Origin of the sequence: Coleofasciculus sp. G3-WIS-01 (genome assembly GCF_040223135.1) — a bacterium.
Taxonomy (GTDB): Bacteria; Cyanobacteriota; Cyanobacteriia; order Cyanobacteriales; family Coleofasciculaceae; genus Coleofasciculus.
The window spans coordinates 29,647-45,613 of record NZ_JAVJZI010000119.1 but is presented as its reverse complement, the minus strand read 5'-3'; the positions used below and the strand labels follow the sequence as shown (position 1 = coordinate 45,613).

14 protein-coding genes and 1 pseudogene are annotated in these 15,967 nt (G+C 45.2%); 4 read left to right on the top strand and 11 right to left on the bottom strand.

Annotated features, from left to right (window positions below):
- The 5 genes from RIM23_RS12000 to tpiA form a co-directional block, all read right to left on the bottom strand.
- The coding region (locus RIM23_RS12000) for an IS607 family transposase (RefSeq protein WP_446367332.1) at positions 1 to 438 on the bottom strand (438 nt) is incomplete at its 3' end.
- A 148-nt stretch (positions 439 to 586) separates the two neighbouring features.
- The gene (leuC, locus tag RIM23_RS11995) at positions 587 to 1,990 is read right to left on the bottom strand and encodes a 3-isopropylmalate dehydratase large subunit (protein ID WP_446367330.1); all 1,404 of its coding nucleotides are present in this window, start codon (positions 1,988 to 1,990) and stop codon (positions 587 to 589) included.
- A 176-nt stretch (positions 1,991 to 2,166) separates the two neighbouring features.
- Positions 2,167 to 2,589, bottom strand: coding sequence for a hypothetical protein (locus tag RIM23_RS11990; RefSeq protein WP_446367328.1), 423 nt, complete (start codon positions 2,587 to 2,589; stop codon positions 2,167 to 2,169).
- A gap of 576 nt (positions 2,590 to 3,165) precedes the next feature.
- Complete coding sequence (gene folP / locus RIM23_RS11985) at positions 3,166 to 4,014, bottom strand: dihydropteroate synthase (protein ID WP_446367326.1); 849 nt, start codon at positions 4,012 to 4,014, stop codon at positions 3,166 to 3,168.
- Between the two features lie 63 nt (positions 4,015 to 4,077).
- On the bottom strand, positions 4,078 to 4,803 hold the full coding sequence (tpiA, locus tag RIM23_RS11980) for a triose-phosphate isomerase (protein ID WP_446367324.1): 726 nt from the start codon (positions 4,801 to 4,803) through the stop codon (positions 4,078 to 4,080).
- A gap of 306 nt (positions 4,804 to 5,109) precedes the next feature.
- Here tpiA and RIM23_RS11975 point away from each other — a divergent pair, with 306 nt between their 5' ends.
- A complete protein-coding gene (locus RIM23_RS11975; protein WP_446367322.1) occupies positions 5,110 to 6,234 on the top strand; it encodes an N-acetylmuramoyl-L-alanine amidase-like domain-containing protein in 1,125 nt (374 codons plus the stop codon).
- A gap of 129 nt (positions 6,235 to 6,363) precedes the next feature.
- A complete protein-coding gene (locus RIM23_RS11970) occupies positions 6,364 to 7,611 on the top strand; it encodes a cation:proton antiporter (RefSeq protein ID WP_446367320.1) in 1,248 nt (415 codons plus the stop codon).
- Between the two features lie 71 nt (positions 7,612 to 7,682).
- On the opposite strand, the pseudogene RIM23_RS11965 reads toward RIM23_RS11970, so the two are convergent.
- From RIM23_RS11965 to RIM23_RS11950, 4 genes and pseudogenes are all read right to left on the bottom strand, one after another.
- A pseudogene (locus tag RIM23_RS11965) lies at positions 7,683 to 7,829 on the bottom strand (SulP family inorganic anion transporter); the annotation flags it as partial.
- Positions 7,830 to 7,878: 49 nt separating this feature from the next.
- Positions 7,879 to 8,742, bottom strand: a complete 864-nt coding sequence (locus RIM23_RS11960; RefSeq protein WP_446367317.1) for a universal stress protein — start codon at positions 8,740 to 8,742, stop codon at positions 7,879 to 7,881.
- Positions 8,743 to 8,787: 45 nt separating this feature from the next.
- Positions 8,788 to 10,206, bottom strand: a complete 1,419-nt coding sequence (locus RIM23_RS11955; RefSeq protein WP_446367315.1) for a SulP family inorganic anion transporter — start codon at positions 10,204 to 10,206, stop codon at positions 8,788 to 8,790.
- Positions 10,207 to 10,919: 713 nt separating this feature from the next.
- On the bottom strand, positions 10,920 to 11,144 hold the full coding sequence (locus RIM23_RS11950) for a hypothetical protein (protein ID WP_446367313.1): 225 nt from the start codon (positions 11,142 to 11,144) through the stop codon (positions 10,920 to 10,922).
- Between the two features lie 160 nt (positions 11,145 to 11,304).
- On the opposite strand from RIM23_RS11950, the gene RIM23_RS11945 reads away from it, so the two are divergent.
- Positions 11,305 to 12,261: an arsenic resistance protein gene (locus RIM23_RS11945; protein WP_446367311.1), complete on the top strand. Its 957-nt coding sequence runs from the start codon at positions 11,305 to 11,307 to the stop codon at positions 12,259 to 12,261.
- Between the two features lie 160 nt (positions 12,262 to 12,421).
- Here the strand turns inward: RIM23_RS11945 and RIM23_RS11940 are convergent, their stop codons facing one another.
- A complete protein-coding gene (locus RIM23_RS11940) occupies positions 12,422 to 13,264 on the bottom strand; it encodes a mechanosensitive ion channel family protein (protein WP_446367336.1) in 843 nt (280 codons plus the stop codon).
- Positions 13,265 to 13,308: 44 nt separating this feature from the next.
- Entirely contained in the window at positions 13,309 to 14,517 is a 1,209-nt protein-coding gene (locus RIM23_RS11935) for a MarR family transcriptional regulator (RefSeq protein WP_446367309.1), read from the bottom strand.
- A 393-nt stretch (positions 14,518 to 14,910) separates the two neighbouring features.
- On the opposite strand from RIM23_RS11935, the gene RIM23_RS11930 reads away from it, so the two are divergent.
- Positions 14,911 to 15,918 carry a potassium channel family protein gene (locus RIM23_RS11930; RefSeq protein WP_446367307.1) on the top strand — a complete coding sequence of 336 codons (1,008 nt, stop codon included), beginning with the start codon at positions 14,911 to 14,913 and terminating at the stop codon, positions 15,916 to 15,918.
- Positions 15,919 to 15,967 lie beyond the last annotated feature (49 nt).

Below are 15,967 nucleotides of genomic sequence, written 5' to 3'. Positions count from 1 at the left end.
GCCAAATTGTTCACATAAATAAAAGATTAAATCACTCCCAAACCTAAGCAATCTGTCTTTATGACTTAAAACCAACCGTTCAACTTGATAGGTGGTAATTAGTTTGATCAAACGAATTAATCCCTTTTTCCGATAATTCATTCCCGAGCCTAAATCTTGTATAATCTCAAAGTTCCACCCCTTAGATGCACAATAACTTTCTAAGACTAATACTTGTCTTTTTAAGTCTTCTTTTTGGTCATGAGAACTGCAACGAGCATAACCAATTGTTAAAGACGAATCATTTTTTGTTCCTAATAATTCAGAAACGTCATATCTGCGATGTCCACCGGATGTCCTCATCGGTTTGAGTTTCCCTTGTTCCTCCCATCGCAACAAGGTTCGGGTTGAAACCCCTATCAATTCTGCTGCTTGACTAGCACTTACCCAATTGGACATAGGAGCGAATTATCCTGACATGACTCTTCTATAATAGCAGAATTTGTCAGATTATGTCGGTATCTGTCAGGATTTTTTGGGGCAGTTGTCGAACCCGTTAAAACGGGTTTTAGCTTTCAGCCAGAACTTTAGTTCTTGGCTGGCTGGCTCACAACAACTGTCTAACATCAGAAACTTTCCCATTAACCGCCGCCGCGACTACCATAACTGGACTCATCAACAGGGTGCGCCCCGTGGCTGAACCTTGACGCCCTTTAAAATTGCGGTTCGAGGAGGATGCACTAATCTGATCCCCTTCTAACTTATCCGGATTCATCGCCAAACACATGGAACATCCCGGTTCACGCCACTCAAACCCCGCCTCTACAAAGATTTTATCCAATCCTTCGGCTTCGGCTTCTTTTTTGACTCGTTCTGAACCAGGGACAACAAATGCCTTAACGCCTTCCGCGACTCGCTTTCCTTGGGCAAATTGGGCGGCTTCGCGTAAATCCGTCAATCGTCCATTGGTGCAGCTTCCGATAAAACAGACATCTACTTTAGTTCCCTGAATCGGCGCACCGGGGATAAGCTGCATATAACGATACGCTTCTTGTGCGATCGCGCGTTCCGATTCGGGTAAACTATCAGGCAAAGGAATCGCTTCATTTACGGCAATTCCCTGTCCCGGTGTAATTCCCCACGTCACCGTTGGCGCAATTTCAGCCGCATCAAAGGTAACGATATCATCATAAACAGCATCGGCATCAGAACGGATACTCATCCACCATTCCACCGCTTTATCCCAATCTGCCCCTTTTGGCACAAAATCTCGACCTTTGAGATAGTCAAACGTCACCTGATCCGGATTAATATAACCACATCGGGCGCCGCCTTCAATGGACATATTGCACACCGTCATCCGTTCTTCCATCGTCATCTGCTCAAAGGTCGTGCCAGCATATTCATAAGCGTAGCCAACTCCACCTTTGACCCCTAACTTGCGGATGATGTGTAAAATCACATCCTTGGCGTAAACACCGGGAGGGAGTTTCCCATTCACTTCAATTTTGCGAACTTTGAGTTTAGACAGGGCTAGGGTTTGAGAGGCGAGGACATCACGGACTTGAGATGTACCAATCCCTAACGCGATCGCACCAAAAGCGCCATGAGTCGAAGTATGGGAATCCCCGCAGGCGATGGTCATTCCGGGTTGGGTTAATCCCTGTTCTGGGGCAATCACATGAACAATCCCTTGATTCCCCGATCCTATATTATAGAAGCGAATCCCATAATCCTTACAGCTTTGCTCCAACACCTGCATCATCTCCTCGGCTAAGACATCAGCAAAGGGACGCGCCTGGTTTTCGGTGGGAACGATATGATCGACAGTCGCCACCGTGCGTTCGGGATACAGCACCTTCAATTCCCTCTCGCGCAGCATCCCAAAGGCTTGGGGACTGGTAACTTCGTGGATTAAATGTAAACCAATAAATAGTTGAGTTTGACCCGAAGGCAGAGTACCGACGGTGTGGTAGTCCCAAACTTTATCGAATAGTGTTCTCTCGCTCATTTGCAAAAGGTCGTTATAAATAGCATTTAAGGATAATGACCAATCATCTATGGGGATAGATGCTTTAGTCTTCTATTTTATAGCGAGTCTGACATTTTCTGAGATCTGTTAATCGCAGACAAACGTAGAGACGTTGCAAGTAACGTCTCTACATCGACACCGCCCAATGAAATCGCTTATGAGCGAGGAGACTGCATCTGACGCGCCATTTCCAGGAAACTACTCATACTTGGACCCGGACGCCGCCGACCACTGTTAGCTTTGAGTGGCAATAAGTTGTTTGGCGCAAAGGTTAGTCCTGGTTGAGGCTCGGCTTTGCCATTGCTAGCTGCTGCGGGTGTCGCTTGGGGTGCAGCTTTTTGCGGTTTGGCTTCTGGTGCTTTAGCGGCTTTAGCTGCTGGCTTCTTCGCTGCTGGCTTTTTCGCTTCCGCTTCTGGGGCTTTGGTTGCTTTAGCGGGTTCCGGTTTCTTTACTTCCGGTTCCGATTTGACCGCCCCAATATCGTCTAGCTCCAAAAAGTAGTCTTTACTTTTTTTTGTTTTCGGAGCTTCTGACGATTGGTCTTTAGATTTCTTGTCACCTTTTAAAAAACCGAACATTTACCGATACTCCTGTCCTTAGAAACAACTTAACAAATTTGCCAAATAAAGATAGATGAGAACAAACAACGCTAATGTCTGCCATTTCTGATTGTACAGGCAAAACGCTACCTCAATCAGTTTGGTTAGCTTTCTGGCTTGGGGCTGAACTCTGCCAACCGCTTAGCTTAGACTTATAAGTCCTAAGGCTTTTTGGCTCATTTTACTACTCAATGGGAATTAACTTGTCTGGCAATTGAAGGGTCTTATTTGCCTCATAATTTAAAGGCTTTCAATTTATCATCCAAACTCCAGTAGAGAGGTCAATAACTATTTTTATTTTACCGTTTAATGGTAGTTTTTCGCTAACTCAAATACGGCTTTTGATGACTTGACAGCAATTGATAAGGCTATCCGTACTCCAGGTTGATCTTTTCTGGGATAACGCTGCTCTATACATCGCCGTCAGATTAAAATTATGAGTTTTGAAGGGGGATTAGTGCAAGGTTTCGCTAACTTTCTTTACAAAAATTCACAATCTGACTAAACAAATAGTCTACTGGCGTGACACGACTAAAAAGGTAGCCGCATTGTCTACTACCGCCAAATGGCATCAGCCACCCGACAGACATCGTGCATTTCAGAAACGTCGTGAACCCGAAGAATATCAGAGCCTGAAGCAATAGCCGCACAGCAAGCCGCCGCCGTTCCCCAGACCCGTTGCTTGGGGTCAGGTTGGTTAAGAATGCGACCGATAAAACTTTTGCGAGACACTCCGACTAAAATTGGCACACCGAGGGAACGAAAGGCAGAAAGTTGCTGTAGCAGTTGTACATTTTGCTCGGCGGTTTTGGCGAACCCAATACCCGGATCAATGATTAGGCGCGATCGCACAATTCCTGCATTGATAGCCGCCCGAATTTGACCCTCTAGAAACTGGTAGATTTCGTCGATGAGATTGTGATAATCGGTCAGCTTTTGCATCGTTTGGGGGGTTCCCCGAATATGCATCAAAATGATCGGCACTCTCAATTGAGCAACCACAGGAAACATATCCGGGTCAAACGTACCACCGGAAATATCATTGACCATATCCGCACCCACCGCCACTGCTGCTTTCGCGACAGAGGATCTGGTGGTATCCACGGAGATAGGAACAGACAGCGAGGAACGCACCGCCTTGATCACAGGTAGTACACGCTGGAGTTCTGCGGCTTCCGAAACCTCCTCAGCCCCCGGTCGCGTTGATTGTCCGCCAATGTCGAGAATATCCACACCAGCATCTACCAGCCGCTGAGCTTGTGTCAAAGCCGCCTCTGGGGTATTAAACTCCCCCCCATCACTAAAGCTATCCGGCGTCACATTCAAAACGCCCATGAGATAGGTGCGTTCTCCCCAGCAGAAAGAACGATCTCGGATGGTTAGTTGTCCTTTGTCATTCGTCATTTGTTCTTTGTCATACTCGCTTCCCGAAAAGAAGCAAGTTACCCATCAACAATGAACCATGAACTATTCATAATTGACAATTCGGGCAAATCCCCCAGGATCTAGACTGGCTCCCCCGACGAGTACCCCATCAATTTCAGATTGCTTCATAATCTGATCAATATTCGTCGGCTTGACTGAACCTCCGTATTGAATTGGCACATCGGCGACTTTTAGTTGAGAGCGAATCAAACCAATCACCTGATTCGCTTCCGAGGCTTCACAGGTATCTCCTGTACCAATTGCCCAGATGGGTTCATAGGCGATCACTAGTTGTTGCTGATCCACATCCACCAAGCCTTCTATGAGTTGCTTGCTGATGTGAGATTCTGTTTTTCCCTTATCCCGTTGTTGCTTCGTTTCACCGACACAAAGGATGGGAATTAACCCATGACGCTGGGCGGCGAGGAGGCGCTGGTTTACGGTTTCGTCCGTTTCCCCAAAGTACTGACGCCGTTCACTGTGACCAACTATGACATAACGTAAGCCGAGTTCGGTCAACATCGCTCCAGAAATTTCACCGGTGAAGGCGCCTTCATCAGCCCAGTGGATATTCTGCGCCCCTAACTGCACACGGCTATTGTGCAGATTTTTGGACATGACTCCCAAGTCTGTAAAGGGAACACACAGAACAACTTCCCGCTCTGGGGGTGTTTGCTCCAGCTTGGGCATAAAGTCTTGTAAAAACTCAGAGGATTCCCTTTGAGTCTTGTACATTTTCCAGTTACCGGCAATGACTATTTTTCGCACAGCTTAAATAAAATCGTCTCAAACTTGATGCATCCTTAAGTTTATAGCCTTGAGGCGCAATTGACAGAGCCAAGTTAGCTGTTTTAGATCACCAATCCTTGTCTAACTCGTACTGCATCAATGGTCTAGCGATCGCTAGGTGACTGGGATTTGGGGTAGATGGGGGAGATGAGGAAGCTATAATTCCTAATAGTATCGTACCGCTTTCACCATAAAGGTTAGGATGAATGGCACTTACTTAAGGCTGGTGGGCAATGCCCACCCTACGGTATATCAAGGGTTTTGGCGATCCCCAAATGCTTAGCCATGAGAAAAATGTTTGGCTGGGCTTTTGTGGGATTGGTAATTTCTGGCGGTTTTAGGTCAGATCTTGCCTTTCAAGCTCAGGAGTATTATCCTATCTCCGTTAGTCAAGGGACAAATCGTTCTAAAGATACTCCTGGAGGCGGGGAAGCCTGTAGAGACGCAGCCTGCGACGTTTTGGAAGTAGAGGATGAGGAACTTATCAAGTATTCTTACTTGTCACGGGATGTGGAAAACCTCTCGGCAAACTTCTCTCCTACCAGGAGAGAGGCTTTGGTTTTTCCCCCTTCCCAGACATTATTGAGCGATACCCAAAATGTCACCGTCTCTGAATCAATGAGTTCTGCAGCTGATGAGATCGAACAGTTTCAACAGGTCATGGAATGGGCAATTGTCCAACACCTGCATGAGCAATCCCTGGCTGATATTATACAGGCGATCGCACACCAGTTTGTGGGGACACCCTATAAGGCAGGCTTATTAGACCAGTCAGCAGCAGAAACCTTGGTGGTGACGCTTCAGGAATTTGACTGTGTGCTATTTGTGGAAACAGTACTCGCGATCGCACGAACTATAGCGCGACAGGATTATTCCTATCCCACCTTTGTCGCTCATATTCAGGATCAGCGTTACCAAAATGGTCAACTCCATGGCTATTGTAGCCGTTTGCATTATTTCTCAGCCTGGATTCATGACAACCAGAAACGGGGAACAGTCACAAATATTACCCAGGCGTTGGGAGGAATCCCGCTAAATAAGCGGCTTAATTTTATGAGTACCCACCGACATCGTTATCCCCAACTCGTGAATAATCAGGCAAATTACGACTGTATTTTAGAGATGGAAGCTCAGCTCAATGCTGTCTCCTTAGAATATATTCCTACCGATCAGGTTCACCACAGCTATAATCAGTTACAATCTGGAGATATTATCGGCATCGCCACGAATATTGCTGGATTAGATGTTACCCATACCGGATTCATTGATCGCCAGTCAGATGGTGGAATTCGTTTGATTCATGCCTCACCGGCTGGAGCGGTGACGATTTCCTCAGACTTACAGCAGTATGTGGGCAATATCAAGAACGCGATCGGTATTTTAGTCGTTCGTCCGAATGATTTGCGTTAGTGAGTGAGCCAACCTTTCCCTAGGATGAATATCAGGGATTCTCAAAGGATACTTTGAGACGGATTAAAGTACCGCCCCTGCGTGTCTTCTTAGAAAGCTTTTCCCCTTATTAAATAAGGTATTACTTTTGTGGATATCTACATTCTTGCCTTGTTGCTTATTGGCTCACTCCTCCTTTTGGTCACAATGGGTTCAGGCTGGATTAAGCGATTACCTCTTTCTTACGCTCTCATTTACTTAGTTGTTGGAATTTTTCTCGGTCCCCATGGAGTTGATCTGATTCAACTACAGCTCCGAACCGAATTTTTGGAGCGCGTCACAGAATTTGTTGTAATTGTCTCTCTGTTTAGTTGCGGCTTAAAAATGAATCGCCCTCTGAGACTAAGAGCTTGGAATTCAACAATTCGGCTCATCGCTTTTCTCATGCCGATTTCAATTTTTGCCATAGCAGTAATTAGCCATTGGTTGTTGAGCCTGAACTGGGGAGCCGCTGTTTTGTTGGGGGCAATTCTCGCACCAACTGACCCGGTATTGGCGTCAGAAGTCCAATTGGCACATATAGGAGATAGAGATGAGTTGCGATTTGGTCTGACTTCTGAAGGGGGATTGAACGATGCGTTAGCTTTTCCCTTTGTCTATTTTGGGATTTATTGGTTAGAAAACGACAATTGGCAAGTTTGGTTAAAGCAATGGATTGTTGTTGATTTAATTTGGGCGATCGCGGCGGGAATTGCTATGGGTATTTTGGTCGGCAAGGGAGTTATGAAAATTCAGCAGCAGCTCCAAAAATTTCGACCCATTGATGTGTTAATGGAGGACTTCCTTGGTCTGAGTATTATTTTAATAACCTATGCGCTGACAGAACTAATTAACGGTTACGGATTTTTAGCGGTATTCGTTGCTGGGTTAATGGTACAGCGGATTTCTCATAATCATAATCGGCGAATTTCTCAACTGGAATTCACCGAACAACTTGAAAAATTGATGGAAGTGGGAACTATTCTCCTATTAGGTTCCCTCCTGCGAATTGAGCCAATTATCGAATTCGGTGGCGAAGCCCTTCTCATCGCCGGGTTATTAATTTTTGTCATCCGACCTTTAGGCGCTTGGATTAGCACTACCAACTTAGGTTTTGCCAAGTCACCTCGCTCACGCTTTCACCCAGCAACCCGCTGGTTATTTGGTTGGTTTGGCGTTCGAGGAGTCGGCTCTCTCTACTATCTTTCCTATGCTCTTGGCAAGAGTTTAGAGGGAGAATTGGGTGCCAGAATTGCTTGGATAACGTCCATAACTGTTGTACTATCTATCATCATACATGGAATTAGTGCGACTCCTTTAATGAAGTGGTACGAGAAAACTGATCAGGGAAGAAGTTGAAATAAAGCGACGAGTTGTGGTGGAACAACCTTTTTAAGTCGAGCAGGATAAAAGAAAAGAATGGCTAAGGTTATTGCCCCCCATAAACCGGCAGAAGCACCTGCTCCAGAAGCGATACCAAACGCTAATGCCATCGGTAAGGCAACAACCGCCGCCGTTAACCCCCCAAGAATATCTCCTTGTACGTTATGAAAATGGATTTGATTGGTTATGTTCACGATAATTTTTCCTCCATTTAAAAATCAAGCTGAATTTATAGATGTTGAGTTAACGAAATAGCAATACAGGAATATTGCTACTTCTCAGCAGTTGGGCAGTGGTACTACCAATTACTAAATGTCGAATGCGGCTATGCCCGTAAGCGCCCATTAGCAAAAGACTGATATTTTGCTCGGTAATATAGTGAGCAATAGCTTTTTCTGGTTCACCTGCTATCAAGCTAAAAACTGGCTGAAATCCTCCTGTATACAACCATTCTTGAGCCTCATTCAGTGTGACCATTGCTGTTTGATCTGAGTTGCTTTTAGCCACCGTCAGCAGATGTATCTCTAAACTTTGAAAGACAGGAGAATCTCCTAAAAATTGCAGGATTTTTTTCCCACTTAGACTACCGTCATAGGCAACCAAAATGCGCTCAATCGGTTTAAATTCGCGGGGAGTAACTAAGCATGGCTTACTACTACTACGAATAATTCGATCTATATTGGCTCCTAAATGTCCCGATGCAAACTCTGCGGCTTCTCCCCGTTTACCTAAAACAATTAAGTCGGAATTTTCTTCAAATTCATGAAAGCAATCTACCAAAAATCCTATTTTGTTGGTTAAATTAAACTTTTCTACACCCTCAGCCTTGATAAATTTAGCTGCATTTTGTAAAATCAACCTTGCCCGTTGATTATTCAGCTTTGCTTTTTCATGTTCTAAATTAACCAACTCATTCAGTAGTTGTTCTGAAGCACCAAGTCCAATACTACCGCTTAAGTTTCCAGTAGACGCTACTTTTTGACTGCGAATATCAGTAACAAATAAAACATTGATTTGGGCATTGACTTTGGTAGCAAACCAAGCTCCATATTTATAAACATTTTCAGCAAAAGATGAGCCATCGGTACAAAGCAAAATAGTTTTCATTATGGTTTTAGCCCCTAAAAGTAAGAGATTTAAAAGGCAAAAATTTTACTGTTTTTTCAGGGTATCGGAGTTTTGATAAATTCCCAATTTATTCAGCAAGGTAGCACTAGCGTCATTCAGTCCAATTAGCTCCACTTCTACTCCATTGCGGCGAAATTTAAGTACCGCTTTATCGAGTACCTCCACTGCTCCCTGATCCCACAGGTGAGCATAGGTTAAATCAATGGTGACGCGCTCGACTAGTTCTGTAAAATCAAAAGACTCTAGAAACTCATCTCTCGATAAAAAGAAAATTTGTCCGGCTACTTTATAAATGCAATGAGAGCCATCGTCACTCAGCACTTTATCTACAAATACCAACTGGGCAATTTTGCGAGAGAAGAATACGGTACTCATGACAATGCCTGTCACCACGCCGAGGGCAAAATTACGGGTAAAAATTGTCACAAACATCGTTGTTAACATGACAGCGGTTTCAGTGCGGGGAATGCGCGGGATATTTTTGAAGGATGACCAGCGAAATGTACCGATTGACACCATAATCATCACGGCGACTAGAGTTGCCATCGGCATTTGCTTGACCCAATCTTGTAAAAACAATATGGCAACTAACAGGAAAACCCCAGACGCAAGAGTTGATAGTCTTCCCCGTCCGCCAGACTGCACATTAATCACCGATTGTCCAATCATTCCACACCCCGCCATACCCCCAAAGAAGGCTGTAACCATATTGGCGATGCCTTGCCCTTTGGCTTCTTGGTTTTTATCACTGGGGGTATCGGTGAGTTCGTCCACCAGTGAAGCGGTTAGAAACGAAGCTAATAAACCCACGATCGCTAAAGTCACCGAATAGGGCAAAATAATCCTGAGTGTCTCTAGAGTTAACGGGACTTGAGGCAGGGCAAAACTGGGTAGCGCAGTGGGTAACTCTCCCATATCCCCAACCGTGGGAACATCGAGCTTTAGTGCGATCGCGGCTATCGTCATCACCGCCAGCGCCACCAAGGGAGAAGGCACTGCTTTGGTAAAGCGAGGCAGAATGTAAATAATTGCCAGGGAAAGGATAGTTAACACATATACAGTCGGCGGCACATTCGTCAGTTGGGGCAACTGGGCGAGGAAAATTAACACCGCCAACGCATTGATATAGCCAATCATCACCGCCCTAGGAATAAATCTCATTTGGCGGCTCAGTTTTACCACCCCAAACAGAACTTGAAAGACCCCTGTTAACAAGGTTGCCGCTAATAGATACTGCAAGCCATGATCTCTGACTAAATCAATCATCAGCAGCGCCATCGCTCCTGTGGCGGCAGAAATTGAACCGGGTCTGCCTCCTAAAAACGCCGTCATGACCGCAATAATAAATGAGGCGTAAAGCCCGACTTTGGGATCTACCCCGGCAATGATCGAAAAGGCGATCGCTTCCGGAATCAGAGCCAGCCCCACAACTGCTCCTGCCATAATGTCGCGCTGAGTGTTAAAAAACCACTCTCGCCTCAGAATTGCCCTGTTCAAGTTTCCTCCTAAATGTAGCTGTCCGAAAAAAAGCAAGACTCTTGACGCACTGCGTTTGAACCCACCCATCATGCGATCGTGGGAGAAACAAGTACGATAAGGAGAAAATAAGCTGTTGCTAGCGCTTTAATTTAGAGACTTAAAGACCGCACTGCGCTAGCGAAATGCTATGTATTGGTGAAAACTCACAGCTTGCACCAGTGGCAACAATCCGCCAGTGGTTTTAACCACTGTCTCATAGCTTAAGTCGTCTAAAGACGACTGGATAAGAGTTTTAGTCTACTTAAGCCGTAACGCCGGAGCTTTAACTCTGGGCGGGTGAGAGCAGCTTGCTGAGAACGGTGCAAGATCTCAGTTAACTCACTGACTGCAACGAGAACCAATCCAACTCAGACCAGCATTTACTCGCCAAGCTTTGTACTGTTGGATGAGAGCAACTTTTCGTCACAGTAAGACTTTAGTTCCACGCTAGGGTGGACAATTCCGAATACTTAGAGCCACTGAAGAACTCACTTTTTGCCGCATTACTTGCATCTGTTGCTGATGAATACCAACAAGGAAACTTATGGTTTGAAGTCAGCATATCACGACAAGTTTACAAGTTGCAATAAAAATATAATTTTCTCTTTGTCGCAGAAGTTGTGGGGCTTCTTGCGAATTCAGCTAAATCTCACGAACTCTAGCCACAATTGCCGCGATCGCATAAACTCTTCATCACTAACCACTGGAATCCCAGCTTGGCGCACAGATGCAAGATCGGGAGCGGGTGGTACATGATCGGTCAATAGACCTGCTCCTCCATCTACCCATAGGGCTGTCCACAGCGTATCAAGGAGCGATAAAAGCACCAAGAGCAGTCCGAGAATAAACAGTATAACGTTCACCGCACTCTTCAATACTTCAACATTGACATTCTGTACTGCGATATCTTTGCATGCAGAGCAGTTTACCGAACCTAACTAAAGGCATAAACTTAGAGGCTAGAGCCTTTGGGACGTAGTCTTTCCATGATTCTGGCTTCTGGATGCAACGGAGGTTACTGATTTGAGTCGGACTGAAAAGCTCCAAACAGTATTGGTCATTACAGCTATCTTTATTGGGCTAGCGTTAGGTCAAATATCTTGGTTCTCTGAAAATGCCGTTCATTTAATTGTCCCGGCTCTGATGGTGATGCTCTATGGAGTATTTCTGAATATTCCATTTAATCGCTTAGCGAATGCGTTTCAAAACTATAAAGTTACAGGGCTAAGTTTAGGAATAAACTTTCTCTGGACACCCGTTTTTGCTTGGGGACTTGGAGCAGTTTTCTTAAGAGACACTCCCGATCTATGGGTAGGACTGATTATGCTGATGGTTACACCCTGTACAGATTGGTATCTCATCTTTACTAGCCTTGCTCAAGGCGATGTTGCCCTTGCCACTGCTCTACTGCCCTGGAATCTGCTCTTGCAAGTCATTCTCTTACCCGTTTATCTCTTGATATTTACTGGAAGCCTGATAGATATTGATGCAGCGATTCTGCTTGAAAGTGTGGTGTTGGTTTTAGTTGTACCGATGCTTTTAGCATTTATCTCAAAGCGTCTAATCCAACCGCGAAATCGTATTTTGCACCGCTTGATAGATAAAATTGCTGCTAATCAATGGCTATTTCTTTGTGTGGCGATCGCTGCCATGTTTGCCTCACAAGGAGAGATTTTGATTGAACAACCAGAGTTACTATTAAAAATGCTGCTCCCGGTCTTAATATTCTTCGTTATCAACTTCTGGCTAGGTCAAATCATTGGGCGTTTAGCTCACTTTAGCTATGAAGAAGTGGCTTGCTTTAATTGCACAACCCTTGCCCGGAATTCACCCATTGCCTTAGCGATCGCCACTTCTACTTTTGGAGAACGTCCCTTAATTGCCATTGCCTTAGTCATCGGACCTCTGATTGAACTCCCCGTGATGGTTTTAGTTTCTCAGTCATTACTGCGGCTACGTCATCAAAAGGGACGCTTTTAGTTGCGAAATCCTCTTAACCTTGAAGTCGAATATAGGGTTTATAGTGGATTTAAAGGTTAGAAATAAACGTCGAAGACTAGGTAAATTTGGAGTGACAAAAAAGATTGGGATTTTCACTTTTTTCTCAAGCTCTCACCGGACAAATTTAAACATTAGCTGCTCAGGGGCAACTGTCATTGTTTTGGATACCTGATAACCTTGGGTAAGGTAAATTTTGGCGAGCAAAGGCTTGCTTGGCACGGCGAATCAGATCGGTTTTATAGATAAATTCATCGCGGGCATCCATTGGGTAAGACCGCAGCTTGAACTGAGTACCCCAGAGTTGTTCTTGCATAACAACTAAAATGGGGAGCTTTAGCTGCGTATATTTGCTACTGTAAGCTGCCTGGTATAGAATCTGGATGACTTGTTCAGCATCTACAGTATGAGCAAAATAAAAGTCAGTGAGAACCTGAGCTTCTAGCTGTCCGCTGTTGGCATTGGAGACAGCTTCAGTCCAGATTTTGTTGTGGGGAATAGAGACAATGTTGTCATCAGGAGTCTGGATTCGAATTTCACGCAAACCATAGTCCACCACTTCACCGTAATGATCTTCAATTTGAATGCGATCGCCCACTCGATAGGTAGCTTCAAACAGTGCAACTACTCCTGCAATAATTGAACTCACGTAATCCTTAAAGGCAAATCCTAGGGCAATAGCGATCGTGCCTGTCAATGCGAGGAGGTTCTCCTGAGACAAGTTCAGAAACAGATTCAGGAGATAGGAAACCGTTAGGATCAAAATCAACCCTTTCAAAAAGGGCAAAGATTGTTTGATCAATAATCGAAAGCGGCGGGGAACTCGTTCTGAAATCCAGCTGGTGAGCCACTGAATGGCAAATATGCTCCCATAAGCGATCAAAATAACGACGAGAGAACGAAAAATTTTTTGCAGCGTAATATTAGTAAGAACTCGTTGCGGGAAGATTTCCGATGCCTCGATTTGTGCCAACAACGCCGGCATTGCCTGAACAAAACTGCTCAGATCAAAACCCGATAAACTCATGGTTAATCCTCGCCAACAAAAAAGTTATTATTCGTCAATTCAATCTTCAGCTTGGCATAATGGGCAGCACGTACTGATAGCATGCCATTGCTGCTAGCTAGTACCCCGGCTCGCAATAACCCCTGAATCTGAGCTTGGATTTGGCTTTCTGCTTCACCCAAGCTCAGGGCAAGATGGGTATGGCTCATTTGCCCATGAATTAGCAACGAATGAAGTAAATAGCGGTCAATCCCCGTTAATGATGGCAAACTAGGCAATGTGGGTGTAGTTTGACGTAAGGTAAAACGGGTTTTGTTGGTTGTCGCTGTCTCGCTCAAGTTCAATTGAGATAAATTACCATCCTCTAGTTGATCGCGCTCGATTCGTAAGCTATTTAGCCATACGCCAACGGCAATACTACTGACACCAGAGGATTGACTGGCAAGAGTCCTCCAATATGCCTGACCAAGATTATCTTCTGAGTCTTCTATGGCGTCTGGTTCAACTATCGTTTTGGCAATCGGGTTTAACCAGGTTTGAATCATCGCTCCATCTAGTTCCGGTAACGGTTTCACCTCGCTAAAATAGGCGCTAATCTGGCACACAAAATCCAGAAAATCCCAAGCCCAATGGTTACAGCCTATAACCCAAAAGCAATTGCGATTATGAATGATCATGTCTCGTAAGTATTCAATGCTATTCCAACCCCCAATACAGCGCAGAAAACATTGATCCAGACAGGGAATCATCATCAATGTCTTTCGATCATCCAGGGAGTCTGCCTCAATCAGATCGCCAGTATCCTTAGGGTTTTTAACATCAATCTGTGAGTAGGCTTGCAGGGCTTGCTGAATTTGTTGAGACATGATTAATGGATCATGAGGGCGCATTCGGTAAGGTAGAGGTGTGAATACCTCTACGGGGGGATTGTGCCAGGTTTGCAGACTATCGCTCAAAATTTTGGCAATTGGTTCTACGGGGCTGCCCAAAATGATCAAACTATTGGCGGCATCCAGGTGACGTTGCCAGTTTTCAACCCCATCGGTGATCGCCTCTTGCACTGTGGTTTGATAGATCTGACAAGAGGGGAGTGCCTGGATTTTTTGCTCCAGTTGAGTCTGAATCCCATCGGGCAACTCAACCTCTTCATCCTCGATTGCTACTGCTGCTTGCGCCTGGGTAAACCACGACTGGAACTTTTGCCGAATTGAGTGAACTAAAGAATGAGTCATCAGGTTTCTCCAGATGATTCATAAGAAGGCTGTGTCATTAACAATACTGCTATAAGTTTTTGAGAAGCTTTAAGTAGTGTAAATTCAAAAGGCGGCGGCGGCAAGTAGCCACTCAACCCTCTTTCTCACCTTATACCAAGTTGCATTCAAAGATATAACTTTCTCTCCCCCTGCTTTTCCTATCTACTATGTTTGAGCGCAACTCGGTATTAGTGCCAGATCCGGGGGCGCCAGCATCCGTTAAATCTAGAGACATGACTTATGGAAATGGAAATACTGTATGCCAAAGGCTCTGGCATTTGAGATTTATGTCTTTGGCTAGATTCGGTAAATTGCGCTTCAGGCAAGAATGCACAGGGATGAAGTTTCACATAGTGGGTAATTAAAGGCGCGGTGAACGTTCTACTGTTTATTCTCGGACTGCTCTTGGTGCTTTTATCGCTCGTGGATGCGCTGTGGACAGCCCTATGGGTAGATGGAGGTGCAGGTCCAGTGACCGATCAAATCACCAATGGGGTTTGGTGGGTGATGAGAAAGTTGATTCGCACCAAACGCAATTATTGGCTGAGTTTAGCCGGTCCGGTAATCCAAACGGTGACGGTGTTTGTCTGGGTAGGGTTGCTTTGGATGGGATGGGTAATCATGTTTAGTGCTGATCCAACATCCCTGGTTTATGCCCGTACACCAGAACCACAGCCAAGCACTCTAATCGATCGCATCTATTTTGTTGCCTTCACTATTTCGACGATGGGCAACGGGGATATCTATCCCAGTCGTGGCGGCTGGGAGATTGCTGCTTCTTTTACAACGCTGAGTGGTATGTTGCTGATCACGATGGTGGTTAGCTTTTTACTATCTGTAATTGGAGGTGTAACGACTAAACAATCCTTGGCTAGTCAAATTACTGGACTAGGGAATTCTGCCGAAGAGTTCGTTTTGAACATCTGGGATGGCAAAGGGTTTCCTGGACTAGATTTGCAATTAATGTCGATGTCATCACAACTTGGTACACTAACCGAGCAACAGCTTGCTTACCCCATATTGCACCGCTATCATGGTGCAACTCCGAAAGAAGACAGTGCGCCTGCGGTGGCGATTCTAGACGATACGTTGACTATTTTGAGATATGGGCTACAAGAGCCATATCGTCCGCCTCCTGCTTTACTCAAGTCGGCGCGAGCAACCGTTCAGAGCTACCTGAGGACATTAGCATCCGCTTCCATTTATCCTGCCGCTGATGTACCCCCCGCTCCTGATCTGACAGCATTGCGCCAAGCGGGGATTCCAGTTGTCAGTGATGAGGAATTTACGCGATCGCTCGATGATCTCACCCATCGCCGCAAGTTGCTCTTAGGATTAGTTGAACGCAATAGCTTTAAGTGGCCCCATAGTACAGTCTAGCTTTTGCTCCAATACTTTAGAGCCTGATGCCACAACCCAAAAACGTAAA

What these genes read in the sequence shown, in the direction of transcription:
- leuC (WP_446367330.1), bottom strand. Translation starts at nt 1,990, where the DNA reads ATGAGCGAGAGAACACTATTCGATAAAGTTTGGGACTACCACACCGTC.
- RIM23_RS11990 (WP_446367328.1), bottom strand. Translation starts at nt 2,589, where the DNA reads ATGTTCGGTTTTTTAAAAGGTGACAAGAAATCTAAAGACCAATCGTCA.
- folP (WP_446367326.1), bottom strand. Translation starts at nt 4,014, where the DNA reads ATGACGAATGACAAAGGACAACTAACCATCCGAGATCGTTCTTTCTGC.
- RIM23_RS11975 (WP_446367322.1), top strand. Translation starts at nt 5,110, where the DNA reads ATGAGAAAAATGTTTGGCTGGGCTTTTGTGGGATTGGTAATTTCTGGC.
- RIM23_RS11960 (WP_446367317.1), bottom strand. Translation starts at nt 8,742, where the DNA reads ATGAAAACTATTTTGCTTTGTACCGATGGCTCATCTTTTGCTGAAAAT.
- RIM23_RS11955 (WP_446367315.1), bottom strand. Translation starts at nt 10,206, where the DNA reads ATGGCAGGAGCAGTTGTGGGGCTGGCTCTGATTCCGGAAGCGATCGCC.
- RIM23_RS11940 (WP_446367336.1), bottom strand. Translation starts at nt 13,264, where the DNA reads ATGCCGGCGTTGTTGGCACAAATCGAGGCATCGGAAATCTTCCCGCAA.
- RIM23_RS11935 (WP_446367309.1), bottom strand. Translation starts at nt 14,517, where the DNA reads ATGACTCATTCTTTAGTTCACTCAATTCGGCAAAAGTTCCAGTCGTGG.